Source organism: Streptomyces sp. R-07, from assembly GCF_049913175.1.
Taxonomy (GTDB): domain Bacteria; phylum Actinomycetota; class Actinomycetes; order Streptomycetales; family Streptomycetaceae; genus Streptomyces.
Map to the genome: position 1 here is coordinate 6,639,275 of NZ_CP183978.1, position 24,376 is coordinate 6,663,650.

At 72.7% G+C, this 24,376-nt stretch carries 29 protein-coding genes; 15 read left to right on the forward strand and 14 right to left on the reverse strand.

Annotated elements, in window-relative coordinates; translation table 11 throughout:
* Nucleotides 1-122: 122 nt before the first annotated feature.
* Both ACN9M0_RS30450 and ACN9M0_RS30455 read right to left on the reverse strand, forming a co-directional pair.
* Nucleotides 123-794 carry a TetR/AcrR family transcriptional regulator gene (locus tag ACN9M0_RS30450; RefSeq protein ID WP_366040824.1) on the reverse strand — a complete coding sequence of 224 codons (672 nt, stop codon included), beginning with the start codon at nt 792-794 and terminating at the stop codon, nt 123-125.
* Nucleotides 795-849: 55 nt separating this feature from the next.
* Entirely contained in the window at nt 850-1,644 is a 795-nt protein-coding gene (locus tag ACN9M0_RS30455) for an IclR family transcriptional regulator (protein WP_426404539.1), read from the reverse strand.
* Between the two features lie 215 nt (nt 1,645-1,859).
* Between ACN9M0_RS30455 and ACN9M0_RS30460 the strand changes: the two genes are divergently transcribed.
* Nucleotides 1,860-2,111: a WhiB family transcriptional regulator gene (locus tag ACN9M0_RS30460; protein WP_189803449.1), complete on the forward strand. Its 252-nt coding sequence runs from the start codon at nt 1,860-1,862 to the stop codon at nt 2,109-2,111.
* Nucleotides 2,112-2,230: 119 nt separating this feature from the next.
* Here ACN9M0_RS30460 and ACN9M0_RS30465 read toward each other — a convergent pair whose 3' ends face one another.
* The 3 genes from ACN9M0_RS30465 to ACN9M0_RS30475 form a co-directional block, all read right to left on the reverse strand.
* Nucleotides 2,231-3,205, reverse strand: a complete 975-nt coding sequence (locus tag ACN9M0_RS30465; RefSeq protein ID WP_366040826.1) for an acyl-ACP desaturase — start codon at nt 3,203-3,205, stop codon at nt 2,231-2,233.
* Between the two features lie 229 nt (nt 3,206-3,434).
* A complete protein-coding gene (locus ACN9M0_RS30470) occupies nt 3,435-3,671 on the reverse strand; it encodes a hypothetical protein (RefSeq protein WP_366040827.1) in 237 nt (78 codons plus the stop codon).
* Between the two features lie 13 nt (nt 3,672-3,684).
* Nucleotides 3,685-4,536 (reverse strand): helix-turn-helix domain-containing protein, encoded by an 852-nt coding sequence (locus ACN9M0_RS30475; RefSeq protein ID WP_426404540.1) that lies wholly within the window; start codon nt 4,534-4,536, stop codon nt 3,685-3,687.
* 181 nt (nt 4,537-4,717) lie between these two features.
* On the opposite strand from ACN9M0_RS30475, the gene ACN9M0_RS30480 reads away from it, so the two are divergent.
* The gene (locus ACN9M0_RS30480; RefSeq protein ID WP_366040830.1) at nt 4,718-5,191 is read left to right on the forward strand and encodes an ATP-binding protein; all 474 of its coding nucleotides are present in this window, start codon (nt 4,718-4,720) and stop codon (nt 5,189-5,191) included.
* A 63-nt stretch (nt 5,192-5,254) separates the two neighbouring features.
* Here the strand turns inward: ACN9M0_RS30480 and ACN9M0_RS30485 are convergent, their stop codons facing one another.
* The 3 genes from ACN9M0_RS30485 to ACN9M0_RS30495 all read right to left on the reverse strand — a co-directional run bounded on the left by ACN9M0_RS30485 (nt 5,255) and on the right by ACN9M0_RS30495 (nt 8,217).
* A complete protein-coding gene (locus ACN9M0_RS30485; protein ID WP_426404541.1) occupies nt 5,255-6,928 on the reverse strand; it encodes an ABC-F family ATP-binding cassette domain-containing protein in 1,674 nt (557 codons plus the stop codon).
* A gap of 259 nt (nt 6,929-7,187) precedes the next feature.
* The gene (locus ACN9M0_RS30490) at nt 7,188-7,604 is read right to left on the reverse strand and encodes an SsgA family sporulation/cell division regulator (protein ID WP_366040832.1); all 417 of its coding nucleotides are present in this window, start codon (nt 7,602-7,604) and stop codon (nt 7,188-7,190) included.
* Between the two features lie 130 nt (nt 7,605-7,734).
* The gene (locus ACN9M0_RS30495; RefSeq protein ID WP_399696730.1) at nt 7,735-8,217 is read right to left on the reverse strand and encodes a (4Fe-4S)-binding protein; all 483 of its coding nucleotides are present in this window, start codon (nt 8,215-8,217) and stop codon (nt 7,735-7,737) included.
* 84 nt (nt 8,218-8,301) lie between these two features.
* Between ACN9M0_RS30495 and ACN9M0_RS30500 the strand changes: the two genes are divergently transcribed.
* Nucleotides 8,302-9,378: a WD40/YVTN/BNR-like repeat-containing protein gene (locus tag ACN9M0_RS30500; RefSeq protein ID WP_426405348.1), complete on the forward strand. Its 1,077-nt coding sequence runs from the start codon at nt 8,302-8,304 to the stop codon at nt 9,376-9,378.
* A 103-nt stretch (nt 9,379-9,481) separates the two neighbouring features.
* Here the strand turns inward: ACN9M0_RS30500 and ACN9M0_RS30505 are convergent, their stop codons facing one another.
* Nucleotides 9,482-9,781: a YciI family protein gene (locus ACN9M0_RS30505; protein WP_366040834.1), complete on the reverse strand. Its 300-nt coding sequence runs from the start codon at nt 9,779-9,781 to the stop codon at nt 9,482-9,484.
* A gap of 293 nt (nt 9,782-10,074) precedes the next feature.
* Between ACN9M0_RS30505 and ACN9M0_RS30510 the strand changes: the two genes are divergently transcribed.
* Genes ACN9M0_RS30510 through ACN9M0_RS30525 form a run of 4 tightly spaced genes read left to right on the forward strand, consistent with a single transcriptional unit; the run spans nt 10,075 to nt 11,729 of the window.
* Nucleotides 10,075-10,770 (forward strand): endonuclease V, encoded by a 696-nt coding sequence (locus ACN9M0_RS30510; RefSeq protein ID WP_366040836.1) that lies wholly within the window; start codon nt 10,075-10,077, stop codon nt 10,768-10,770.
* A gap of 60 nt (nt 10,771-10,830) precedes the next feature.
* Nucleotides 10,831-10,965, forward strand: a complete 135-nt coding sequence (gene mmpA, locus ACN9M0_RS30515; protein WP_366040837.1) for a morphogenic membrane protein MmpA — start codon at nt 10,831-10,833, stop codon at nt 10,963-10,965.
* Nucleotides 10,962-11,333, forward strand: coding sequence for a VOC family protein (locus ACN9M0_RS30520; RefSeq protein ID WP_366040838.1), 372 nt, complete (start codon nt 10,962-10,964; stop codon nt 11,331-11,333). The genes mmpA and ACN9M0_RS30520 overlap by 4 nt, the downstream gene beginning before the upstream one ends.
* A 54-nt stretch (nt 11,334-11,387) precedes the next feature.
* Entirely contained in the window at nt 11,388-11,729 is a 342-nt protein-coding gene (locus tag ACN9M0_RS30525; protein ID WP_426404542.1) for a DUF6191 domain-containing protein, read from the forward strand.
* On the opposite strand, the gene ACN9M0_RS30530 is transcribed toward ACN9M0_RS30525, so the two are convergent.
* Nucleotides 11,717-12,922, reverse strand: coding sequence for a saccharopine dehydrogenase family protein (locus tag ACN9M0_RS30530; RefSeq protein ID WP_426404543.1), 1,206 nt, complete (start codon nt 12,920-12,922; stop codon nt 11,717-11,719). The genes ACN9M0_RS30525 and ACN9M0_RS30530 overlap by 13 nt on opposite strands.
* 203 nt (nt 12,923-13,125) lie before the next feature.
* Here ACN9M0_RS30530 and ACN9M0_RS30535 point away from each other — a divergent pair, with 203 nt between their 5' ends.
* Genes ACN9M0_RS30535 through ACN9M0_RS30550 form a run of 4 tightly spaced genes read left to right on the forward strand, consistent with a single transcriptional unit; the run spans nt 13,126 to nt 18,915 of the window.
* Entirely contained in the window at nt 13,126-14,283 is a 1,158-nt protein-coding gene (locus ACN9M0_RS30535) for a CaiB/BaiF CoA transferase family protein (protein WP_426404544.1), read from the forward strand.
* A complete protein-coding gene (locus ACN9M0_RS30540) occupies nt 14,280-15,440 on the forward strand; it encodes an acyl-CoA dehydrogenase family protein (protein WP_366040842.1) in 1,161 nt (386 codons plus the stop codon). Before ACN9M0_RS30535 ends, ACN9M0_RS30540 begins: the two co-directional genes overlap by 4 nt.
* Nucleotides 15,441-15,487: 47 nt before the next feature.
* Nucleotides 15,488-16,702, forward strand: coding sequence for an acetyl-CoA C-acetyltransferase (locus ACN9M0_RS30545; RefSeq protein WP_366040843.1), 1,215 nt, complete (start codon nt 15,488-15,490; stop codon nt 16,700-16,702).
* Between the two features lie 41 nt (nt 16,703-16,743).
* Nucleotides 16,744-18,915, forward strand: coding sequence for a 3-hydroxyacyl-CoA dehydrogenase NAD-binding domain-containing protein (locus tag ACN9M0_RS30550; protein WP_426404545.1), 2,172 nt, complete (start codon nt 16,744-16,746; stop codon nt 18,913-18,915).
* Nucleotides 18,916-18,960: 45 nt separating this feature from the next.
* Here the strand turns inward: ACN9M0_RS30550 and ACN9M0_RS30555 are convergent, their stop codons facing one another.
* The 3 genes from ACN9M0_RS30555 to ACN9M0_RS30565 all read right to left on the reverse strand — a co-directional run bounded on the left by ACN9M0_RS30555 (nt 18,961) and on the right by ACN9M0_RS30565 (nt 20,532).
* Nucleotides 18,961-19,695 (reverse strand): MerR family transcriptional regulator, encoded by a 735-nt coding sequence (locus ACN9M0_RS30555; RefSeq protein ID WP_366040845.1) that lies wholly within the window; start codon nt 19,693-19,695, stop codon nt 18,961-18,963.
* 73 nt (nt 19,696-19,768) lie between these two features.
* Entirely contained in the window at nt 19,769-20,323 is a 555-nt protein-coding gene (locus tag ACN9M0_RS30560) for a Clp protease N-terminal domain-containing protein (protein ID WP_399696741.1), read from the reverse strand.
* On the reverse strand, nt 20,323-20,532 hold the full coding sequence (locus ACN9M0_RS30565; RefSeq protein ID WP_366040847.1) for a helix-turn-helix domain-containing protein: 210 nt from the start codon (nt 20,530-20,532) through the stop codon (nt 20,323-20,325). The genes ACN9M0_RS30560 and ACN9M0_RS30565 overlap by 1 nt, the downstream gene beginning before the upstream one ends.
* A 104-nt stretch (nt 20,533-20,636) precedes the next feature.
* On the opposite strand from ACN9M0_RS30565, the gene ACN9M0_RS30570 reads away from it, so the two are divergent.
* Together ACN9M0_RS30570 and ACN9M0_RS30575 are read left to right on the forward strand one after the other, a co-directional pair.
* Nucleotides 20,637-21,119, forward strand: coding sequence for a macro domain-containing protein (locus ACN9M0_RS30570; protein ID WP_366040848.1), 483 nt, complete (start codon nt 20,637-20,639; stop codon nt 21,117-21,119).
* A 94-nt stretch (nt 21,120-21,213) separates the two neighbouring features.
* Entirely contained in the window at nt 21,214-21,714 is a 501-nt protein-coding gene (locus tag ACN9M0_RS30575; RefSeq protein ID WP_426404546.1) for a hypothetical protein, read from the forward strand.
* Nucleotides 21,715-21,727: 13 nt separating this feature from the next.
* On the opposite strand, the gene sph is transcribed toward ACN9M0_RS30575, so the two are convergent.
* Complete coding sequence (gene sph / locus ACN9M0_RS30580; RefSeq protein WP_426404547.1) at nt 21,728-22,762, reverse strand: sphingomyelin phosphodiesterase; 1,035 nt, start codon at nt 22,760-22,762, stop codon at nt 21,728-21,730.
* Nucleotides 22,763-22,887: 125 nt separating this feature from the next.
* On the opposite strand from sph, the gene ACN9M0_RS30585 reads away from it, so the two are divergent.
* Together ACN9M0_RS30585 and ACN9M0_RS30590 are read left to right on the forward strand one after the other, a co-directional pair.
* A complete protein-coding gene (locus ACN9M0_RS30585) occupies nt 22,888-23,373 on the forward strand; it encodes a hypothetical protein (RefSeq protein ID WP_366042624.1) in 486 nt (161 codons plus the stop codon).
* 96 nt (nt 23,374-23,469) lie between these two features.
* Nucleotides 23,470-24,354, forward strand: coding sequence for an oxygenase MpaB family protein (locus ACN9M0_RS30590; RefSeq protein ID WP_426404548.1), 885 nt, complete (start codon nt 23,470-23,472; stop codon nt 24,352-24,354).
* The last annotated feature ends 22 nt before the right edge of the window (nt 24,355-24,376 follow it).

The following is a 24,376-nucleotide window of genomic DNA, read 5'->3' on the forward strand; positions in this document are numbered from 1 at the left end:
CCGCGCCCTCACCCGATCAGCGAGGGCGCCGTAGCCGGGCGGGCGGCCCGGGGTGCGGCGGGCGCGGGGACGTGAGAGGAAGGAGCCGTGAGGGCCCGGGCCCGACCGCTGTCGGCCGCCGGTCAGGCCGGATCGGTGAGCGCCGCCCGGCCCTTGTCCGTGGCCGAGGCGAGCAGGCGGGCCGTGATGCCCCGCTCCGCGCGGGCGTACGCGCCGGGGTCGGCGAACAGCACGGACCGGGCGTTGGCCGCCTCCATGAGGGCGATCACCTCGAAGGCCAGCTGCTCCACGTCCAGGTCCCCGGCGAACTCCCCGGCGGCGCGTGCCTCCGTCAGGGCCCCTTCCACGTAGGCGGTCCAGTCGCTGCGGGTCCGGGCGACGGCGTCGTGCACCGGGCCCGTACGGGCGTCGAACTCGGCCGAGACCGCGTAGAAGAAGCAGCCGCCCGCGAAGACCCGCTCCGAGGAGTACGCGAGCCAGTTACGGCACAGCTCGCGCACCCGTCGCGCGCCCGGCGGCAGGTCCTGGAGGGGGGTGACGACGCGGTCGGCGAAGACGGCGACGGCCGCCCGGACGGTGGCGAGCTGGAGCTCCTCCTTGGAGCCGAAGAGGGCGAAGACACCGCTCTTGCTCAGCTCCAGCTCGGTCGCGATCCGCCCCAGGGACAGGCCTTCGAGCCCCTCGACCGAGGCGATGTCCATCGTCCGGCCGAGGACGAGGCGCCGGGTCTGGTTGCCCCGCTCGACGCGTCCGTCGGTCTTGGTCCCGGTGCCGCTTCCGGCGCTGCCGCTCATGCCCCCATCGTACTGAACGCACGACCGTGCGGACATCTCGGCGGGGGCGCCGGGGTTAGCCCGCCCGCTCTCCCGGGTCCCGCCGCTCCGCCGGGGCGAGCAGCAGCACCTCCAGGGCCCGTGCGCAGGCCCGCGCCTGTGCCAGGTACCAGTCGAGCCGCGCGTCGGTGATCTGCTCGGGGGTCGCCCGGACCGCGAGCGCGAACCGAGCGTGCCCCGCGCGCTCCAGGACCGGCACGGCCACCGTCCGTACCCCGTGCGCCGACGCGCCGTCGTCGAGGGCGTACCCAGCCTCCCGTACGCGTGCCAACTCGGCGGCCAGGGCGGGCGGTTCGGCGATGGTCCGCTCCGTGAACACGTACAGCGGCGGCAGCGAGCGCGGCCCGCCCTCGCCCGCCCGGGGCCACGCGAGCAGCACCTTCCCCGTCGCCGTCGAGTGCAGCGGCCGGCGCAACCCCACCTTCGGGGTCACCGAACCGCCTGCCACGATCACCGCGTGCGGACCGCTGCGGAGCGCCAAGTCAGCCGTCGCGCCCGTCCGTTCGGCCAGGTCCGACAGCTCGGGCGCGGCCAGGTGGAGGCCCCTTTGGTGGTACGAGAGGCGGCCCAGCTCCGTCATCGCCGGGCCGAGCCGGTAGCGCGCGGTCCGGGCGTCCTGCTCCAGGAAGCCCGCACCGAGCAGGGTGCGGGCCAGTCGGTGCGCCGTCGAGGTGGAGAGCCCGAGCCGGCGCGCGAGGTCGGAGGCGCTCAGGTCGGGCCCGTTGTCGTGGAAACAGTGCAGCACGTCCAGTGCGCGGCGGACCGCCTGGGCGCCCGCCGGGGGTCGGACGATGCCGGCCTCGGTCGTCATAGGGTTCGCTCCCCGTGGGTGATCGGGCTCCCACGCTCCCATGGGGCGGGAGCCGAACGAGGCCACCGGCGAGGTCGGAAACACTCCGTTCATGCCCGATCCCACATGGTGGGAGGCGGGTTGCGGGGTCCCCGAAACAGTCCCACCGGCGCTGGGTATCCGCCATTGATCGAACGTTGATGGCGTGTTTACGGCGCGTCGGCAAGCTGTCGGTCATGCAGACGGATACCGACGTGCTGACCGCCCCCGACCTCTCCTGGCGCGAGAACGCCCTGTGCGCCCAGGCCGGCCCGGAGTTCTTCTTCCCGGCCCCCGGCTCGTCGACGCGCGAGGCGAAGCAGCTGTGCGGGGCGTGCGAGGGGCGCGTGGCGTGCCTGGAGTACGCGCTGACCCACGACGAGAGGTTCGGGGTGTGGGGCGGGCTCTCCGAGAAGGAACGCGGGCGGCTCAAGCGGCAGAGCCGCTGAGCCGGAGAGTCGCCGAGCCGCGTCGGCGGTCCCGGACCGTGGTCCGGGACCGTGGTCCGGGACCGCCCTACGGCCTGTCCGGCGGGTCAGGGCCGGTCAGGCCCCGGACCAGGGACGGCTCAGCCGGCCGCGCGCGCGGCCATCCGGGCCTTGCGGGCCGCGAGCTTCTCGTCGAACTTGCTGGCCTCGCTGTCCAGGCCGTTCATGTAGAGCCCCAGCTCCTCCTGGGCGCGCAGGCCGTCCGGGCCGAGGCCCTCGATCTGGAGGACCTTGAGGAAGCGCAGGACGGGCTGGAGCACGTCGTCGTGGTGGATGCGCATGTTGTAGATCTCGCCGATCGCCATCTGCGCGGCCGCCCGCTCGAAGCCCGGCATGCCGTGTCCGGGCATCCGGAAGTTGACCACGACGTCCCGCACGGCCTGCATGGTCAGGTCGGGGGCGAGCTCGAAGGCCGCGCCCAGCAGGTTGCGGTAGAAGACCATGTGCAGGTTCTCGTCGGTGGCGATGCGGGAGAGCATGCGGTCGCAGACCGGGTCGCCGGACTGGTGGCCGGTGTTGCGGTGCGAGATGCGGGTGGCGAGCTCCTGGAAGGCCACGTACGCGACGGAGTGCAGCATCGAGTGCCGGTTGTCGGACTCGAAGCCCTCGCTCATGTGCGCCATCCGGAACTGCTCCAGCTTGTCCGGGTCGACGGCGCGCGAGGCGAGCAGGTAGTCGCGCATCACGATGCCGTGCCGGCCCTCCTCGGCGGTCCAGCGGTGCACCCAGGTGCCCCAGGCGCCGTCGCGGCCGAAGAGGCTGGCGATCTCGTGGTGGTAGCTCGGGAGGTTGTCCTCGGTGAGCAGGTTGACGACGAGGGCGATCTTGCCGATGTCGGTGACCTTGGACTGCGAAGGCTCCCAGGCCTCGCCGTCCTCGAAGAAGCCGGGGAAGTTTCGGCCGTCGGACCACGGCACGTACTCGTGCGGCATCCAGTCCTTGGTGACCTTGAGGTGCCGGTTGAGCTCCTTCTCCACGACCTCTTCGAGCGCGTAGAGCAGCCGTGCGTCGGTCCACCCTGCCGAGCTGCCGAGGGGGGGAGAGGTGAGCGTCACGGGAACTCCTGGGGACGGAGAAGGAAGGGCATACGGGCATACCTACGGATTCGTAGGTTACGAGACCGTAGGTTAAGGCTCCGTAAGGCGTCGGCCAAGCCCGTCCCGGCGATGTCCGGTTACGTTCCGTTATGTTCACTGCTCCGGCGGGGTGCTGGAGACGCAGGTCACGTCCTGGTCGGCAGCTGCCGGCCAGGCGGTCGACTACGCAGCGCAGACGCGCGGCCGCTCAGAGCAGGTGATCGGCCGCGCCGGCCTTCACGGCCGAGATGAGTGCCCGGAGCGCCTCCACCGAGTCGCTGACGTACTCCGTGGGGGAGAGCGTCGAGCCGATGTAGGCCCGGCCGGAGGCGTCGAGACCGAACCGGAAGCAGTTGGCGCCCTCGCTGCAGAAGGCCTCGTTCCAGTCGATCTCGGCGGCGGTGGGGGCGGTCGGGGCGTGGGGGGCGTCGGTCGTGACGTTCATGGCGTGGGGTCCTTCACAGATCCTGGGATATGGCGCGGACGAACGCGCGAGATTCGGTCGCGGAGAGCGCGAGCCCGCGCAGCCGGTCCAGCAGGCCGCGGTACCGGCGCAGTTGCATGTCGGTGTCGAGCAGGAGCGAGCCGTGGGAGGAGTCGAGCTGCACGGTGTCGAGCTGCGGCACCGGCGCGGACACATAGGTGAACGACTGGCCCGCCCCGGGGAAACCCCCCGCGGAGAAAGGGATCACGCGTACGGAGACGGTGTCCCGCTCGGTGTGGGCCAGGATGTGTTCCAGCTGGGCCCGCGCGGCCTTCGGCCCGCCGAACTGCATGCGCAGCGCCGCTTCGTGGATCACCGCCTCGTACCGTACCGGTCGGTCGCGGTCCAGGACCTGCTGGCGGCGCAGTCGCAGGGCGAGCCGGGCCTCCAGGTCGGGACCGGGCAGTGGGGGGACGGCGGTGTCGAAGACCGCCCTGGCGTGCTCCTCGGTCTGCAGGAGGCCCGGGATGTGGGTGGTGACGGAGGTCTCCAACTCCGAGGCGTGGAACTCCAGTTCGGCGATGTCGAGGAGCGCGGGCGGCAACAGGCCGCGGTGCTCCTCCCACCAGCCGCGGTCCCGCTCGTGGGCCATGCCGGCGAGGAGGTCGACGAGTCCGGTGTCCGGGCAGCCGTAGTTGAAGGCGAGGGTGCGGACGCGTTCGGCGCTGATCCCGAATCGGCCCGACTCGATGTTCGGGATGCGGGTGCGGTCGACTCCCAGGAGGGCGGCGGCCTGCTGGGTCGACATGCCGGACTGTTCGCGCAGTTTGCGTAGTTCGCTCCCGAGGCGCTGCTGTCGCGCGGTCGGGCTGCTCCTGGGTGGCACGCTCTCTCTCCCCTTCGCTCCGTGACGCCGCGGCTCCGGGCGAGCCGTCGTTTTGGCCGAAATGGCACGAGTACCCGCAAGTAGTAGCACCGTGCTCCGGTCGTGCGCTACGGTCGGTAGCGCAAGTCTCACACGGGGCTACCGCGACCGTGTGCAGGTACCCCCGCATGCACCAGGAAATGTGAGCAAATCGATGAAGGGCGCCCTGCGTTGCCTCCCGGCCGCCGCCGCGGCCGGGCCCATACCTCCCGCCACGGAGAACCTCAGCTACTCGATGCTGCTCCCCGGCGGCGCCTACTGCGCGGGACTCGCGCGCCAGGCGGTCCGCACGCTCCTCACCCGGCACGGCCTCTCCGACCTCTGCGAGACCGCCGCCCTCGCCGCCTCCGAACTCGTCTCGGCCGCCTACCGGTTCACCCCGGACCGGGAGATGATCCTGCGCGTCCGCTGGCAGTTCGAGGCCCTGCGGATCGTCGTCTACGACCAGCACCCGGCCCACGCCTCGCCGTCCGCGGCCGAGGAATGCCGCGACCGCCGCAGCCGCAGCATGTGGCTGCTGGCCGCGGCGGTCGACGCGCACGGCGGGGACTGGGGACTCGCCCCCGTCCTCACCCCCGGCGGAGGCACCAAGTCCTGGGCGTTACTGCACCGCTAGCCCCCGGACCGGACGTCGTTCCCTCGCCAGGTCCGGTGTCACTCCGCCGCCGGTTCCCGGACATCACTCCGCCGCGGGTTCCCGGACCTCGCTCCGGCGAGGGTTCGGTGCCGTCCCCCTGACCTCCTCCGCCGTCGTCGGCCGCAGCTCACCGTCGAGCAGCAGCCAGCGGGTGATCCCCAGCGACTCCAGGAACGCCACGTCGTGGCTGGCCACGATCAGCGCCCCCTCGTAGGCGTCGAGGGCCGCCGTCAGCTTCCGCACCGACGCCATGTCCAGGTTGTTCGTCGGCTCGTCCAGCATCAGCAGCTGCGGAGCCGGCTCCGCGAGGAGCAGCGCGGCGAGCGTCGCCCGGAACCGCTCCCCGCCCGACAGGGTGCCGACGGGCTGATCCGCCCGCGCCCCCCGGAACAGGAACCGGGCGAGCCGGGCCCTGATCGCGTTCCCCGTCGCCGTGGGCGCGAAGCGGGCCACGTTCTCCACCACGCTCAGCCCGTCGTCGAGCACGTCGAGCCGCTGCGGCAGGAAGCGGAGCGGCACCCGCGCCTCCGTCTCGCCCGACAGCGGCTCCAGCTCGCCGGCGATCGTCCGGAGCAGCGTCGTCTTGCCGGCGCCGTTCCGGCCGACCAGGGCGATCCGCTCCGGGCCGCGCAGCTCGAACGCGCCGCCGGCCCTGGCTCCGTAGCGCAGCTCCAGGTCCCGCAGGTGCAGTACCTCGCGGCCCGGCGGCACCGAGGTGCGGGGCAGCTCGACGCGGATCTCGTCGTCGTCCCGTACCGCCTCGACCGCCGCGTCGAGCCGCTCCCGGGCCTCCGAGAGGCGCTCCCTGTGCAGCGTCTTCTGCTTGCCGGCCGTGACCTGCGCGTCCCTCTTGTTGCTGTTGGCCACGAGCTTCGACGCGACCTTGTTCTCGAAGCTCTTCTGGCCGTAGCGCCTGCGGCGTGCCAACTTCATGTGCGCGTCGGAGAGTTCGCGCTTCTGGCGTTGTACGTCGGCCTCGGCGACCCGTACCATCCGCTCGGCCGCCTCCTGTTCGGCGGCGAGCGCCGTCTCGTACGCGGACCAGTTTCCGCCGTACCAGGTGACCGTGCCGTCGCGCAGATCGGCGATCTGGTCGACCCGGTCCAGGAGTTCACGGTCGTGGCTGACCACGATCAGGACCCCGGACCACCTCTCCACCGCCTCGTACAGGCGGGCGCGGGCGTGCAGGTCCAGGTTGTTGGTGGGTTCGTCGAGCAGCAGGACGTCGGGCCGGGCGAGCAGCAGCGCGGCGAGGCGCAGCAGCACGGACTCGCCGCCCGAGATCTCGCCCACGGTCCGGTCGAGGCCGACGTGGTCGAGCCCGAGCTGGTCGAGGACGGCCCGGGCCCGCTCTTCCACGTCCCAGTCGTCGCCGACGGCGGTGAAGTGCTCCTCCGCCACGTCGCCCGCCTCGATGGCGTGCAGGGCGGCCCGCCGGCCGGCGATGCCGAGGATCTCGTCCACCCGCCGTGCGGTGTCCAGGACCAGGTTCTGCGGGAGGTACCCGAGTTCGCAGGTGACGCGGACGGTGCCCGCCGCCGGTGCCAGTTCGCCCGCGATCAGCCGCAGGAGCGTGGACTTGCCGGAGCCGTTGAGCCCGACGAGCCCGGTGCGGCCGGGGCCGACCGTGAGCCGGAAGTCGTCGAGGACCTCGGTGCCGTCGGGCCAGGAGAAGGAGAGAGAGGTGCAGGTGACGAAGGTGGGGTGAGATGACATGGAGGCCTCCCGGGGCGTCGCGCGAGCGTGGAAAGGGAGCAACGCGAGAGACACCGGGGCGCGGGCAGTGCGGAGAACGGCTCGTACGCCGAGGTCGAGAACGGCACACGCGGCACAGGGGGCACGCGCGGCTCGGTGTCTCGCAACCTCAGACGAGCAACGTCCTTCTCCGATCGGGTGACGACAAGGTCGGTACCGACCGTACGACCGGGTCCGGGGGACCCGCAATCGATTTACGGCCTGATGCGAAGGGCAGGAGCTACGGGCGGTCGCGCAGCAGCTCCGCCAGGTCCTGGTCCCAGTCCAGGTACCGGTGCTCGTTCCCCGCCGGAACCAGGTGCTGCGAGCGCTCCAGGAAGCGGCGCAGCTCGGAGGTCCGTACGTGGACCATGGCCACCCCCTCCGGTGCGTGGAACTCGACGACCGTGCGGTCGTACCCGTACGGACGCAGGCGCACGTCCCCGACCCCGGCCGGCCGCTCCACCCCCTGGACGAGCAGCTCCCGCGCGAAGGCCCAGGAGACCTCGACGCCCTCCAGGGTCGCCGGCGGCGGAAACGCCATGCTCACGGCGTACGGATCCTCCCGGTCGTACCGCAGGGTCGCGGGAACGGTCTCCATCCGGGGAGCGGAAGCGACCAGACGGGCCTGCACGGCCTGCTCGATGACGGCGGACAAGACCGGCTCCTCTCACGCGGGCTTCGGATCCTGTGCGTCTCCCCGACACCAGGGCACCTGACACTCCTCAAGACGAGCGAGGCGGCCGGAACGTGCACTGGGGCCCCACGTGAGCTGCGTCACCGAGGGGTCAGCGTTCCTCGGCGACGTCGTCGTCCGGCTCGGCGCAGGGGCCGGAGTGGTCGCAGTACGGCTGGTTGCCGGAGGCTCCGCAGCCGCAGAGCATGGCCCGTGTCTCGTGCCGCTCCCCGTACGTGCCGGTCACGACCAGATCGCCCCGCACCACCAGCTGCCCGGCGGGCGTGCGCCGCACGGTGGTGGGGGAGTCCGGCGGTTCCGCCACGGCGTCCTCGGGGTGGTGGTGGTACTGGAGCGCCCCGGACGGGCAGCGCCGTACGACCTCCGCGACCCGGGCGGGCTCGGCCGCGTCGGGCAGGACCCACGGGCGCCGGGACAGGTCGAAGACCTCCGGCAGGCCGTGGACGCACTCGGCCGCGTGCAGACAGCGGCGCGGCTCGAACGTGACGGTGATGCCCTCGCCCTCGTACTCCTTGAGCCTCGGCTTCTCGTCGCTCGTCCGCTCGCTCGTACGGTCGGTCGCGCGGTCGGTCATGCGACCCAGCCTAGAACGTCCGGCCGGGGACGCACCCTGGACGCGGAGCGGCCCGGGGCACTAGCTTCCGGCGCCATGACGTCCATGGGGAAGACGAGACGAACGATGTCGGTGGGGCTGATCGGGGCGGCGCTCGCGCTGACCCTGGCCGCCCCGGCGCGTGCCGGGGAGACCCCCGCGGCAGCGGCCGGCTGGCAGCTCACTCCGACCGGAACCGACGCCCGCTTCCGGGGGCTCGCGCCGGTCGACCACCGCACCGCGTGGGCCGCGGGCTCGAAGGGCACGGTGCTGCGCACCACCGACGGCGGCCGAAGCTGGCGAAACGTATCGCCGCCGGGCGCGGCCGACCTGGAGTTCCGCGATGTCGAGGCCTTCGACGCCCGCCGGGCCGTCGTCCTCGCCATCGGGGAGGGCGAGGCCTCCCGGGTGCTGCGCACCGAGGACGGCGGCGCCACCTGGACCGAGTCCTTCCGCAACACCGACGCACGGGCCTTCTACGACTGCATGACCTTCTTCGACCACCGGCACGGACTCGCCATGAGCGACCCGGTCGACGGGAAGTACCGGATCCTCTCCACCCGCGACGGAGGCCGCTCCTGGCAGGTCCTGCCGAGCGACGGGATGCCGGCCGCGCTCCCCGGCGAGGCGGGCTTCGCCGCGAGCGGCCAGTGCCTCGTGTCGGCCGGCCCCCGCGACGTGTGGCTCGCGACGGGCGGCGGCGCCACCGCGCGCGTGCTCCACTCCGCCGACCGCGGACTGACCTGGACCGCCACGGACACGCCGATCCCGGCCGGAGACCCGGCCCGCGGCGTCTTCGGGCTCGCCTTCCGCGACCGCTCCCACGGAATCGCCGTCGGCGGCGACTACCGCAAGGACCAGCCGTCCCCGCAGGCCGGCGCGGTCAGCACCGACGGGGGCCGCAGCTGGCGCCCCGCGGCCACGCCACCGCCCGCCTACCGCTCCGGCGTCGCCTGGCTCCCGCACAGCAGGACGGCCGCGCTCGCCGTCGGCCCGACCGGCACCGACCTCACCACCGACGGCGGCCGCACCTGGCGCACGGTCGACACCGGCTCGTACGACACGGTCGACTGCACCCCGGACGGCTCCTGCTGGGCCTCGGGCGAGAAGGGCCGCATCGCCCGGCTGATCACGAACGACTAGGGCCCGCCCGGCCCTGGGCGCGCAGCTGCTCCCGGCCGGTCACGACGGACTAGGAGGGCGGCTGCTCCCGGCTGGTCACCCGGGGGCTAGCGGTCACCAGGGGCTAGGCGGGCAGCTGCTCCCGGTACGCGGCGATCCCGTCGGCCGTCTTGGTCGCGTAGAACTCCGTGATCCGGTACTCGCACACGCCCTCGACGCTGAACGGGTCGGCCGCCGTGATCCTCTCGATCTCCGCGCGGTCGACCCCGGCGGCCAGGATGACCCCGCCGTCCCGCGGGTTCTTCCGGCCCGACGCCAGGAACACGCCCTCGGCGTACTGCGCGTCCAGCCACTCGACGTGCGCGTCGAGCAGCGCGTCCACCCGCTCGACGGGCGCGGTGTAGGTCAATTCCAGTACGAACATGATCGCCAGGCTACCCGTACCCCCGGCGACCGTTCGGCGTAGGGCCGGACCCCCATCCGGCCCACCGGCGCGCTGCTGACCGGCCACCGCCGCGCCCGCGCCCGCGACGACCGGACCGGGCGAGGTGAAGGACAAGAGCGTCGTCCTCCCCATCCACCACCACGGCGCCCCGATCGCCGGCTCGGCGTCGCCGGAGGCCCGAGCGGACTCTCGGACGAGGCGTACGCGGCGGAGGGCGTCGCGGCGAGCAGCCACTGACCGCGCGCAAGGGCCCGCCGTAGGGTGGGCCCACCATGACGATCATCGAGATTCCGGCGGGCTGGCCCGCCGACGAGACCTCCGCCCGGGCCGTCCAGCAGGAGCTGCGCGGGCGGCTCGTGCGCGACGAGGAGGGGCCGGCGGTCGGCGAGGGTCATGTCACCGGCCTCGACGTGGCCTACGACGACGAGCGGGACCTCGTCGCCGCCGCGGCGGTCGTGCTCGACGCGCGGACCCTGGACGTGGTGGAGGAGGCCACGGCCGTCGGCCGGGTCTCCTTCCCGTACGTCCCCGGGCTCCTCGCCTTCCGCGAGATACCGACCGTGCTCGCCGCGCTCGACGCCCTGACCGCCGACCCGGGCCTCCTGGTCTGCGACGGCTACGGCCTCGCCCACCCACGCCGCTTCGGGCTCGCCAGCCACCTCGGGGTGCTCACCGGCCGGGCGTCCATCGGCGTCGCCAAGAACCCCTTCACCTTCACCTACGCGCAGCCCGGCCCCGCGCGCGGCGAGTCCGCCCCGCTCCTGGCCGAGGGCGAGGAGGTGGGCCGGGCCCTGCGCACCCAGGCCGGCGTGAAGCCCGTGTTCGTCTCGGTCGGCCACCGGGTCTCCCTCGCCAACGCCTGTGCCCACACCCTGCACATCGCCCCGCGCTACCGGATCCCCGAGACCACCCGACGCGCCGACTCCCTCTGCCGCCGGGCCCTGAAGGAAGCGCTCGGGGAGTACTGAGCCGGGTCTGAGTACGCGTACGGATACCGGTCGGAGGCCCGGCCCGGCAGAGTGGGGTTCATGACAACTCCCCTTTCCGTTCCGCCGCGTTCGACCGGGCGCGGCCTGACTCTGGCCCTCGCCGCCGCCGGACTGCTGGCCCTGGCGTGGACCTGCGCCATCCTGTACGTCCTCACCAGCTGGACGCTCGGGTGATCGGGCAGCTGCGGTGCGTCGTCCTCGACTGCCCCGACGCCCTCGAACTCGCCCAGTTCTACCGGCAGTTGATCGGCGGCGAGGTCGAGAGACCCGACCCCCGATGGGCCGTCGGCGAGGGCTCCGCCGTCCTGCGCGGCGACGGCGGCCCGGTCCTCGCCTTCCAGGGCGTCGCCGACCACAGCGCGCCCGTCTGGGGCGCGCCCGAGCAGCAGTTCCTCCTGGACGTGCGGGTCGACGACCTCGCCGCCGCCCACGAGGCTGTCCTCGGCTTCGGGGCCGTACCCCTCGACGGGGAGACCGGAGACGCCCCCTGGCGCGTCTACCTGGACCCGGCCGGTCACCCGTTCCGTCTCGTACGGCCCTGACCCGCGGGATCCGCGAGGGGGGAACGGCCACGCTCCACCGGCCGTTGGGCCGGCATGGTGATGATGGTGAGCCTGATGGTCATGGCGGTCGTCGTCCTGGTGCCGTTCCTGCTCGCGGCGGCCCGGCACGTCGTCCTGCGGACGGGACGGCCGAGGTGGCTGCGCCGCATCCTGGCCGCCCGTGCCAAGGACAGCACGGACGGAGCGGGTGCCGGCGTCACCGACGAACTGCTCGCGTTCCTGAACCCCGGCAAGCGCGTCCAGATCGAGCGCCGCCAGGAGGAGAGACTGCTCCGCCGCGACGTCCAGGACGGCGCCCCGCCCCGCATGGGCGTCGACCTGGACGGCGGCACCGCCGTGATCCCGCGCGGCGGCGGGCACCGTCAGCCCCGGTGAGCCACCCGGAAGCGGATGCCCGCCGTGCGCAGCCGGTCGATCAGGGCGTCGCCCATCGCCACCGCCGTCGTCACCTGGCCGGCGGTCTTCGGCAGGTCGTCGAAGGCGAGGCAGAGGGCCGACTCGGCGAGCATCCTGGCCGTCTCGTCGTAACCCGGGTCGCCGCCCGACACCTCGGTGAAGACCCGTCGCCCACCGCCCTCTCCGACGAACCGGACCGAGAACCAGCTGCGGGCGCGGCGCTCGGCCGAGGGACCCTCGCCCGCCGAGTAACGCTCCATCAGCCAGGAGCGGACCGGCGGGAGTTGGGCCGCCGCGACGCCCGCGCCGATGACGGCGGTGCCCCCGAGCGCCATCGGGAGGGTCTTCACGGAGGCGTAGTGCCGGTAGCGGAAGTCCGGTCCGTAGCGTTCGAGGGCCGCCGCGGAGCGGGCCACCACCTGCGGGTCGAGCGTCGGCAGTGGCAGCGCCCAGGTGCCGGTCTCCCGGCTGAACCGCGGCCCGCCGAGCGGTGCGCGGGCCCGGCGTCCCACCAACCGCGCTTCGTGCAGGCGTCGTTCGTGCGCGGCCCGCAGGATCTGCCGGCCCCGGCCGAACGCGGTCAGCGCCGAGGCGAAGGTGCCGCCGGAGAAGGCGGCCCCGGCCCGGACGAAGCCGTCGACGCGCAGGGGTACGTCCTCCGGCAGCTCCCGGACGGTGAAGTACACGCCCAGGTCGTGCGGGACGGAGTCGAAGCCGCAGGCGTGCACGATCCGGGCGCCGGTCTCCCGGGCGCGCGCGTCGTGCCGTACGAACATCAGGTCCACGAACTCGGCCTCGCCCGTCAGGTCCAGGTAGTCCGTTCCCGCCTCCGCGCAGGCGGCGACCAGGCCCTCGCCGTACCAGACGTACGGGCCGACCGTGGTCGCCACCACCCGAGCGGACTCGGCGAGTTCGCGCAGCGAGCCGGGGTCGGCCGAGTCCGCGACGATCAGCGGCAGGTCGGCGAGGTGCGGGCGTCCGGCGGCCAGCCGGTCCCGCAGGGCCTCCAGTCTGCCGAGGCTGCGCCCGGCGAGCGCCCAGCGGCACCGCGCCGGGGCGTGCTCGGCCAGGTACTCCGCGGTGAGCTCGCCCACGAAGCCGGTCGCCCCGAAGAGGACCACGTCGTACGGTCCGGTTCCGGTGTCGCGTCCCACGCCCGCCCCTGTCTGCATCAAGACCCTCGTCTCGGCCGTACCGCGCCGCCGCGCGCGGTTGTCGTCGGCGGAGGATAGCGGAACCGGGGCGGGCTCCCGTCCCGACCCCGGCCCTCCGGAATTTCCAAGCGCTTGCTCGGCCGGGGGGCTTGTGCCGAGTGGAACACGTTCCTAGCATCTCCGGTGTTACATCATTGGTGTCACATACTTCTGGGGGCTCGATGAGCACGACGCACACCGCCCGCAACGGCCCGCTCACGGGCGTGCGCGTGGTCGAACTCGCCGGGATCGGCCCCGGCCCGTTCGCCGCCATGCTCCTCGCCGACCTCGGCGCCGACGTCGTCCGCGTCGACCGCCCCGGCGGCGCCGGCCTCGGCATCGACCCCGCCCGTGACCTCACCAACCGCAACAAGCGCTCCGTCCGCGTCGACCTCAAGGCCGAGGACGGCCCGGCCACCGTGCTCGACCTCGTCGAACGGGCCGACATCCTGGTCGAGGGCTACCGTCCCGGCGTCGCCGAACGCCTCGGCGTCGGCCCCGAGGCCTGCCTCGCCCGCAACCCGCGCCTCGTCTACGGCCGGATGACCGGCTGGGGCCAGGACGGGCCCCTCGCCCCCACCGCCGGACACGACATCGGGTACATCGCGATCACCGGCGCCCTCGGCATGATCGGCCCCGACCCGGACGGCCCGCCCGCCATCCCCGCCAACCTCGTCGGCGACTACGCGGGCGGCTCCCTCTACCTCGTCATCGGCGTCCTCGCCGCCCTCCAGCACGCCCGGGCGCACGGCGAGGGCCAGGTCGTCGACGCCGCCATCGTCGACGGCACCGCGCACCTCACCACCATGATCCACGGCATGCTCGCGGCCGGCGGCTGGCAGGACCGCAGGGGCGTCAACCTGCTCGACGGCGGCTGCCCGTTCTACGGCGTGTACGAGACCTCCGACGGCGGCCACATGGCGGTCGGCGCCCTGGAGGAGCAGTTCTACGCCGAATTCGTCCGACTCCTCGGCATCGAGGACATCGCCGCCGCGCGCCACGACCTCGCCCGCTGGCCCGAGCTGCGCAAGGCCGTCGCCGACCGCTTCCGGAGCCGTACCCGCGAGGAGTGGACCACCGTCTTCGACGGCAGCGACGCCTGCGTCGCCCCCGTCCTCTCGCTGCGCGAGGCCCCGGCCCATCCCCACCTCGCCGCCCGCGCCACCTTCACCGAGCGGGACGGCATGGTCCAGCCCGCCCCCGCGCCCCGCTTCTCCGTCACCCCCGGCACCCTCCGCACGGGCCCCGCCCTGCCCGGTGCCGACACCGCCGAGGTCGCCCGCGACTGGGCCGTACCGGCGCTCGACAGCCCGACACAGACCCAGGAGACCGAAGCATGAAGCGCCAGCTGTACACCGCCGACCACGAGGCCTTCCGGGCGGTCGTCCGCACCTTCCTGGAGAAGGAGGTGCTGCCCCACTACGCGCAGTGGGAGAAGGACGGCATCGTCTCCCGCGAGGCCTGGCTCGCCGCGGGGCGGCAGGGGCTGCTCGGTCTCGCCGTCGAGGAGGAGTACGGGGGCGGCGGCAACCCCGACTTCCGGTACGCCTCCGTGCTCGCCGAGGAGTTCACCAGGGCGGCGGCCCCCGGCCTGGCCATCGGCCTGCACAACGACATCATCGGCCCGTACCTCACCAAGCTCGCCACCGACGAGCAGAAGCGGCGCTGGCTGCCCGGCTTCTGCTCCGGCGAGACCATCAGCGCCATCGCGATGACCGAGCCCGGCGCCGGCTCCGACCTCCAGGGCATCCGCACCACCGCCGAGGACCACGGCGACCACTGGATCCTCAACGGCTCCAAGACCTTCATCTCCAACGGCATCCTCGCCGACCTGGTGATCGTCGTCGCCCGGACCACGCCCGAGGGGGGCGCGCGCGGGCTCTCGCTCCTCGTCGTCGAGCGCGGCATGGAGGGCTTCGAGCGCGGCCGCAACCTCGACAAGATCGGCCAGAAGTCCCAGGACACCGCCGAGCTCTTCTTCACCGACGTCCGCGTCCCCAAGGAGAACCTGCTCGGCGAGCTCAACGGCGCCTTCCTCCACCTGATGACCAACCTCGCCCAGGAACGCCTCGCCATCGCCGTCGCCGGCATCGCCGGCGCCGAGCACCTCCTGGAGCTCACCACCACCTACGTCAAGGAGCGCGAGGCCTTCGGCCGGCCGCTCGCCAAGCTCCAGCACGTGCGCTTCGAGATCGCGGAGATGGCCACCGAGTGCGCCGTCACGCGCGCCTTCGTCGACCGCTGCATCGCTCAGCACGTCGAGGAGGCTGTCCCGACCGGCCTCGGCCTCGACCCCGTCAACGCCTCCATGGCCAAGTGGTGGGCGACCGAACTCCAGAAGCGGGTCGCCGACCGCTGCCTGCAACTGCACGGCGGATACGGCTACATGAGCGAATTCCCGGTCGCCCGCGCCTTCACCGACGGCCGGATCCAGACCATCTACGGCGGTACCACCGAGATCATGAAGGAGATCATCGGCCGGTCCCTCCTCGGCTGACCTCCCCGCGGAACCCCACCACCCTCAACCCTCGCGAAAGGCTTTCCGTGAGCACCGAAGCGTACGTGTACGACGCGATCCGCACCCCGCGCGGACGCGGCAAGGCCAACGGCTCCCTGCACGGCACCAAGCCCATCGACCTGGTCGTCGGCCTCATCCGGGAGATCCAGGCCCGCAACCCCGACCTCGACCCGGCCGCCATCGACGACATCGTCCTCGGCGTCGTCGGCCCGGTCGGCGACCAGGGCTCCGACATCGCGCGGATCGCCGCCATCGCCGCCGGACTCCCCGACACCGTCGCCGGCGTCCAGGAGAACCGCTTCTGCGCCTCCGGCCTCGAAGCCGTCAACATGGCCGCCATGAAGGTCCGCTCCGGCTGGGAGGACCTCGTCCTCGCCGGCGGCGTCGAGTCCATGTCCCGCGTGCCGATGGCTTCCGACGGCGGCGCCTGGTTCGCCGACCCGATGACCAACCTGGAGACCAACTTCGTCCCCCAGGGCATCGGTGCCGACCTCATCGCCACCCTGGAGGGCTTCAGCCGCCGCGACGTCGACGAGTACGCCGCCCTCTCCCAGGAGCGCGCCGCGGCCGCCGTCAAGGACGGCCGCTTCGCCCGCTCGATCGTCCCCGTCAAGGACCGCGCCGGACTCACCGTCCTCGACCACGACGAGTTCCTGCGCCCCGGCACCACCGCCGACTCCCTCGCCCGCCTCAAGCCCTCCTTCGCCGACATCGGCGAGCTCGGCGGCTTCGACGCGGTCGCGCTGCAGAAGTACCACTGGGTCGAGGAGATCAACCACGTCCACCACGCCGGCAACTCCTCCGGCATCGTCGACGGCGCCTCCCTCGTGGCCATCGGCTCCAAGGAGGTCGGCGAGCGGTACGGGCTGACCCCGCGCGCCCGGATCGTCTCGGCCGCCGTGTCCGGCTCCGAGCCGACCATCATGCTCACCGGCCCCGCCCCGGCCACCCGCAAGGCCCTCGCCAAGGCCGGGCTCACCATCGACGACATCGACCTCGTCGAGATCAACGAGGCCTTCGCCGCCGTCGTCCTGCGTTTCGTCAAGGACATGGGCATCTCCCTGGACAAGGTCAACGTCAACGGCGGCGCCATCGCGCTCGGCCACCCGCTCGGCGCCACCGGCGCGATGATCCTCGGCACCCTCGTCGACGAGCTGGAGCGCCAGGACAAGCGCTACGGCCTCGCCACCCTCTGCGTGGGCGGCGGCATGGGCATCGCCACCGTCGTCGAGCGCATCTGACCGTCCCGTCCGCACCCCTCACCCACGGAGAAGCAGCAGTCATGAGCGAGAGCACCACCATTCGCTGGGAGCAGGACGAGACCGGGATCGTCACCCTCGTCCTCGACGACCCCAACCAGTCCGCCAACACCATGAACCAGGCCTTCCGGGCCTCGATCATCGCGATCGCCGACCGCGTGGAGGCCGAGAAGGACTCCATCCGCGGCATCATCTACACCTCCGCGAAGAAGACCTTCTTCGCGGGCGGCGACCTCAAGGACATGATCCAGGCGGGCCCCGAGCACGCCCAGGACGTCTTCGACTCCGCCATCGAGATCAAGAACGCGCTGCGCCGCATCGAGACCCTCGGCAAGCCCGTCGTCGCCGCGATCAACGGCGCCGCGCTCGGCGGCGGTTACGAGATCGCCCTCGCCTCCCACCACCGCGTCGCCCTCGACGCCCCCGGCTCCAAGATCGGCCTGCCCGAGGTCACCCTCGGCCTGCTGCCGGGCGGTGGCGGCGTCGCCCGCACCGTACGCCTCATGGGCATCACCGACGCGCTCCTCAAGGTGCTGCTCCAGGGCACCCAGTACGCCCCCAAGCGCGCCCTGGACAGCGGCCTGGTGCACGAGGTGGCCGCCACCGCCGAGGAGATGATGGCCAAGGCCATCGCCTTCATCGACGCGCACCCGGAGTCCCACCAGCCCTGGGACGTCCCCGGCCACCGCATCCCCGGCGGCACCCCGTCGAACCCGAAGTTCGCCGCCAACCTGCCCGCCTTCCCGGCCAACCTGCGCAAGCAGCTGAACGGCGCGCCCTACCCGGCGCCGAAGGCCATCATGGCCGCCGCCGTCGAGGGCTCCCAGGTCGACTTCGAGACCGCGCTCACCATCGAGAGCCGCTACTTCACCGAGCTGGTCATCGGCCAGACCGCGAAGAACATGATCCAGGCGTTCTTCTTCGACCTCCAGGCGGTGAACTCGGGCGCGAGCCGCCCGAAGGACGTGGAGAAGCGCCAGGTCCGCAAGGTGGCCGTCCTCGGCGCCGGCATGATGGGCGCCGGCATCGCGTACTCCTGCGCCCGTGCCGGCATCGAGGTCGTCCTCAAGGACGTCTCCGCCGAGTCCGCCGCGAAGGGCAAGGCGTACTCCGAGAAGCTCTGCGCCAAGGCCGTCTCCCGGGGCCGCACCACGCAGGAGAAGGCCGACGCCCTCCTCGCCCGCATCACGCCCACCGGCGACGTGGCGGACCTGGCCGGCTGCGACGCGGTCATCGAGGCGGTCTTCGAGGACACCTCCCTCAAGCACAAGGTCTTCCAGGAGATCCAGCACGTCGTCGAGCCCGACGCGCTGCTGTGCTCCAACACCTCGACCCTGCCGATCTCCGTCCTCGCCGAGGGCGTCGAGCGCCAGACCGACTTCATCGGTCTGCACTTCTTCTCGCCCGTCGACAAGATGCCGCTCGTCGAGATCATCAAGGGCGAGCGGACCGGCGACGAGGCGCTGGCCCGCGCCTTCGACCTGGTCCGGCAGTTCAACAAGACGCCGATCGTCGTCAACGACTCGCGGGGCTTCTTCACCTCCCGCGTGATCGGCCACTTCATCAACGAGGGCGTCGCCATGGTCGGCGAGGGCATCGAGCCCGCCTCGATCGAGCAGGCCGCCGCCCAGGCCGGCTACCCGGCGAAGGTCCTCTCCCTCATGGACGAGCTGACCCTCACGCTCCCGCGCAAGATCCGCAACGAGACGAAGAAGGCGATCGAGGAGGAGGGCGGCACCTGGGTCACGCACCCGGGCGAGGCCGTCATCGACCGCATGGTCGACGAGTTCGGCCGCCCCGGCCGCAGCGGCGGCGCGGGCTTCTACGAGTACGGCGAGGACGGCAAGCGCGGCAAGCTCTGGCCCGGCCTGCGCGAGCACTTCGCGAAGCCCGGGTACGAGATCCCGTTCCGCGACATGCAGGAGCGGATGCTGTTCTCCGAGGCCCTGGACACCGTCCGGCTCCTGGAGGAGGGCGTCCTGACCTCGGTGGCCGACGCCAACATCGGTTCCATCATGGGCATCGGATTCCCGGCCTGGACCGGCGGCATCCTCCAGTACATCAACGGCTACGAGGGCGGTGTCGCCGGCTTCGTGGCGCGGTCGCGCGAGCTGGCGGAGACGTACGGCGAGCGGTTCACACCGCCGGCCCTCCTGGTGGAGAAGGCGGACCGGGGCGAGGTCTTCACCGACTAGCGTTCACCGACTAGCGTTCGCCGATCAGCGTTCGCCGATCAGCCTTCACCGACTCCTGAACGCGGTCCTCAGCTCCTCGCTCAGGGACCGCTGAAAGGCCGTGAGGAGGGCCTGGACCACCATCGGCTGCATGTGCGCCGAGAGCGACTTCATCGCGCTCAGGTGGTCCGGGTCCTCCCCGTGCTCCCGGTACGGGCTCCACACCTCGTCCCGGAAGAGCCGGGAGAGCTCCTGGGCCGCCGCGCGCGCGTGCTCCAGGAGCACGGTCCGGGAGGCGAGGATCGTCTCGTGCTCGATGGGCACGTCGAGCAGCTCGACACCGAGCCGCAGGAGCGCTCCGTCGAGCCGGTACGTCTCGGCGTCGTCGGTCCGGTCGAGCACCCCCATCGCGGCCAGCCGGTCCACGTCCCGCTCGGTCAGCGCCCGCCCGGCCCGCCGCTCCAGCTCGCGCCGGGTGATCGTCTCGGCGGACTCGGGCGCCCAGGAGGCCACCAGGGCCCGGTGGATCGCGAGGTCCTGCGCGCTGAGGTCCGGCGGCAGCTGCTCCAGGTACCGCTCGATCGCCGCCAGCGTCATCCCCTGCCGCTGGAGCTCCTCGATCAGCGCGAGCCGCGACAGGTGCTCCGGCCCGTAGTGCCCGACGCGCCGCGCGCCGATGACGGGCGGGGGCAGCAGCCCCCGGGTCCCGTAGAACCGCACCGTCCGCACCGTGACCCCGGCCCGCGCGGCCAGCTCGTCCACGGTGTACACGGGCCCCTGCGTGCCGTTCGCCTGTTCCATGGTTCAACAGTATTGCTGTCGCACCAGCACTGTAAAAGACCCGGAGGGCGACGGCTCCCTCGTGAGCACCGGCTCAGAGCGGCGCGGCCGTGGTGAGGGCGGTCTCGACGGCGGTGTAGGTCACGCCGTAGTCGGCCAGGGCCTCCGCGACGACGCCGCCGGTGGTGGTGAGGGCGAGGAGAAGGTGCTCGTCGCCGATCTCCCGGTCCTTACGGGCCAGCGCCATCCGGAGCGACTTCTCCAGGACGGTCTTCGCCTCACGGGAGAAGGTGCGGCGGCCCGACCACCAGCCGGCGTCCTCCCGGTCGCCGGCCAGGGCGCCCGAGCCGTGGGTCTCCTCGACGCGCGCGACGATCGCGCCGACGTCGATGCCGAGATCCGCCAGGGCCTCCGCGTCCGCCCGGGACAGCCCGGCCCGGCGGCGGGCGTCGGAGAGGGTGGCGAGCAGGGACGGGCGGCGCTCCGGCGGGCACAGCCGGCCGAGGGCCGCCGCCGCGCGGGTGTCCTCCCGGTCGAGCAGGGCCAGCAGGAGGTGCTCCGGGGTGACGACCGCGGCGCCGCCGCGTTCGGCGTGCTCGGCCGCCCCCTTCACCACGGCGCGCGCGGCCTTCGTGAACCGTTCGAACATCACTGCCTCCCGTACTTCTTGTGGACGGCCTGCCGGCTGACACCCAGCTCGGTGGCGATCTCCTGCCACGACCAGCCCTGGTTGCGCGCACTGCGCACCTGGACGGCCTCCAACTGTTCGAGCAGCCGCCGAAGGGCGGTGACGGCCCGCAGCCCCACCCGGGGATCGCGGTCGCCGGCCCGTGCGGCGAGATCGGTCGCATCGGTCATGGTGTCAATTTAGGTTGACAGGCGAGTGATGTCAACCTTGGTTGACGAGCGGTCCGGAGTCCTCCACCCCTTCACTGTCAGTGCCGCCTCGTACGGTGATTCCCATGACCGCGATCGAGTACGTGAAGGGCGACGCCACCGCGCCACGCGGGAAGGGCGTCAAGATCGTCGCGCACGTGTGCAACGACCTCGGCGGCTGGGGCAAGGGCTTCGTGCTCGCGGTCTCACGGCGCTGGCCGGAGCCCGAGGCGGCCTACCGCCGGTGGCACCGCGAGCGGGCGCGGAGCGACTTCGGGCTCGGTGCGGCCCAGTTCGTCCAGGTCGAGCCGTACGTCTGGGTGGCCAACCTGGTGGGGCAGCGGGGGATGCGGACGGGGCGAAGCAGCGGTGTGCCCGTTCGGTACGAGGCCATCGACGCCGCCCTCGGGCTGCTCGCGGACCGGGCGGTCGAGCTCGGGGCGTCCGTGCACATGCCGCGGATCGGGTGCGGGCTCGCCGGCGGGTCCTGGGCGAAGGTCGAGCCCCTGGTGCTGCGGCGGCTCGTGGAGCGGGGGATACCGGTCACCGTGTACGACTTCGGCGTGTAAGGGGCGCGGGGGCGGGCCGTCGTGGGGGTGTGCGGCGGGGCCCGTTAGAGTCGGCGGCTGTTCGACTCGGGGGAACAGGAACAGGGGGAGTCAGATGTACGTGCAACTGAGGGAGACGGCTGACGAGTTGGCCGGGGTCCTGTGGCGGGAGCACACCGTCTACCGGGAGCGGGGCGGCGGTGTCGTGATCCGGGGCGAGCACGTGCGCCGCTGGATCAGCCTCGCGCCGACCGGGGGCAAGGACCGGGCGCTGCTGCGGGCCGGGCGGATCCTGGACGGGGGGACGACCGCCCCGGCCCGTACAGAGGTGGTCGTCGACCTGACGGCCGGGACGCCGGAGCTCGCGGCCGTCTGCCGCCGGCTGCTCGCCGACGTCGCCGCGGCCGCCGAGCCCGCGCCGGGGCCGTCCCGCGCCGGAAGACCGGGGAAGCCGGGAAAGCAGGAGAAGCCGGGCCGGGCGGCTCGTGCCGCCCGGCCCGGCCGCCGCCCCCGGAGGGAGCGGCACACCAGCCCCGGTTCCTGGTTCGTCCTGCTCTGTGTCGCCGCGGTACTCGGTGCCTGGCTCTACAGCCTCTTCGGCAGGTACCCCTACTGAGGGGGCGGTCCGGTCAGTACGCGGTGACGGGGTAGTGGTCGGAGAGGTTGGTGTAGGTGTACTGCTTGCCCCAGCTGGAGACCGTCCACGGCGCGCTCTGCTCCAGAACCACGTTGTTGGTCCAGCCCGCGGGGCGGGCGTTGCCGGACCGGTAGAGGACGTAGTCGAGGTCCTCGCGCGGGTCGTCCGGGTAGCGCTCGGAGGCGATCGAGTTCAGCTCGGTGTCGAAGGAGTACGGGTGGCCGGTGCGGGCGTCGGCCGCCACCAGCCCGGCGTCTGCGAGCATCGTGCCGTACTCGGGGGTGTGCGAGTCGACGTTCATGTCACCGGCGACGATGACCTGCTCGTTCGCCGGGATGTTCTTGGCGTCGAGGAAGGCGTCGATCGTCTTGAACTGCCGGCTGCGCATCTGCGCGGCCTCGCCCGCCGAGCAGCCCGGGTCGGTCGACTGCGCGTGCGTGCCCACGACGTGGACGAGGCTGCCGTTCACGTTGAGGACGGTGTAGGCGAAGCCCTTGTTCGAGTACCAGTCGGCGCCGCAGGCGTCCTTGTAGACGTACTGCTCCTTGCGGACGATCGGCCACTTGCTGAGGACCGTCACCCCGCCGTCCTCGGGCGTGGTCGAGGAGTAGGCCCCGCCGGTGGCGTCCCAGCCGGTCTTGCTGCGGCCCACGACGGGGGTCTGGTACGGGTACTGCGCGGCGGCGTTCGACTTGAGGGCGTCCGAGGCGGAGTTGTCGAAGGTCTCCTGGAGCACGACGACGTCCTGCCCCTGGAAGAAGGGGGCGGCGGGGATCGCCTGGGCCCGGTGGTCCTGGCCCCAGTTCGGGTACAGGGTCTTGGAGAAGAGGAACGTGTTGTACGTGAGCACCTTCAGCCGCGGCGCCTCGGCGGCCGTGGCGGAGGCGGCGGACGCGGCCGGGGCGGCGGTCGCCAGGGTGGCGGCGGCGAGCGCGAGCGAAAGGGCGGCGCCGGGGGCGCGGCGGAGCGCGGCGAACGACACGTGAACTCCCAGGTAGACGTGGGGGGTTGGAGTGGCGACGCACATACAATCAGTCAGGGTTACCTTCCGGTAGCCTCTGGATGCCGGGAATCTTGCCGAGCTCGCAAGATCACGCCAACTCTCGCGCAGGTGCCTGAATTGTCACTTTTTGGAACAGGTAGAATGCGCGCATGACCCTCGCGAACTCCACTGTCTTCAAGATGGACCTCGGTCCGCTCAACCCCGTCTGGGCCGAGCTCATCCTCGGCCTGGTGTTGTTCGGGATCACCTTCCTCATCATGGCGAAGGGCATCCTTCCGAAGATCAAGCGCACCCTCGACCAGCGCGAGGACGCCATCGACGGCGGCACCGAGCGCGCCGACGACCTGCGCGCCGAGGCCACCGCGATCCGTGAGCAGTACGAGGCCGAGCTCGCCGAGGCCCGCCACGAGGCCGCGCGCATCCGCTCCCAGGCCACCGAGGAGGGCTCGGCCGCCATCGCCGCCGCCCGCGCCGAGGGCCAGGCCGAGCGCGACGTGATCCTCGCCGCCGGCACCGCCAAGATCGCCGAGGAGCGCGCCGCCGCCGAGCGCGAGCTCAACGCCGACGTCGACGCCTGGGCCCACGCCCTCGCCGCCCGTATCGTCGGCGAGCCGGTCGGCGCCGACCGCGCCTGACCCCGCACTCCCCGGAAGGGGCCGTCACCAGGGCCGCGTGCCCGGGTGACGGCCCCTTCGTCATGGGTGCAGGCTGGAACACGTGAGGAGAAGGCCATGGACCGTGTGAAGCCGCTCGACCGGGCCCCGGCCGGTCACGACCCCGTACCCCCGCCCGTCGGCGGCGTGCTGTGGAGCGTCGCGGGGGACGTCCGGGCGCTCCTGATGCTGCCCGCCGCCCTCACCCTGCAGGTCGCCCACCCCGCGATCGGCGCCGGAGTCGACGACCACTCGGTCTTCCGTACCGACCCCTGGGGCCGCGGGGAACGCTCGCTGCGCTCGCTCCAGCTGTGGATCTACGGCGGCGAGGAGGCCGCCCGGGAGGGTCGCCGGCTCCGGGAGCTGCACCGGACCATCCGGGGCACCGACGCCCACGGCCGCCGTTACCACGCGCTCACCCCCGCGTACTACTCCTGGGTGCACGCGACCGGCTTCCCCATCTACCGGCACGGGCTCCGGCTCCTCGCCCGCCCCCTCACCGAGGCGCAGGAGCGGCAGCTGTACGCCGAGTGGCTCCAGGTCGGCCGGATCCTCGGCATCCACGACCGGGACATGCCGCAGACGATCGAGGCGTTCTGGCCGTACTACCGGAAGGTCCTCGCCGAGGAGATCGAGGCCACGGCGGTCGTACGGGAGCTGCTCGACACCGACCTGCCGGTACCCGCCCCGGACCGGGGCCCGCTGCCGCTCCGGCTCGCCCTCCGCCTCCTCTGGCCCGTGCTGCGCCGCCCCTTCCTGCGGCTGCGCGCCTTCCTCACCGTCGGCCTGATGCCGCCGGACGCCCGGGAGGCCATCGGCCTGGAGTGGACGGACGCCCAGGAGCGCGCGCTGCGCCGGTTCGCCCGGATCGTCCGGGCGGTGGTGCCCGTCCTGCCCGAGCGGCTGCGCTATCTGCCCCTGGCCCGGAAGGCCCGCGAGGCCGCCCGCCGCGCGACGCGCTGACGGACGGCCTCACCGCGTCCGT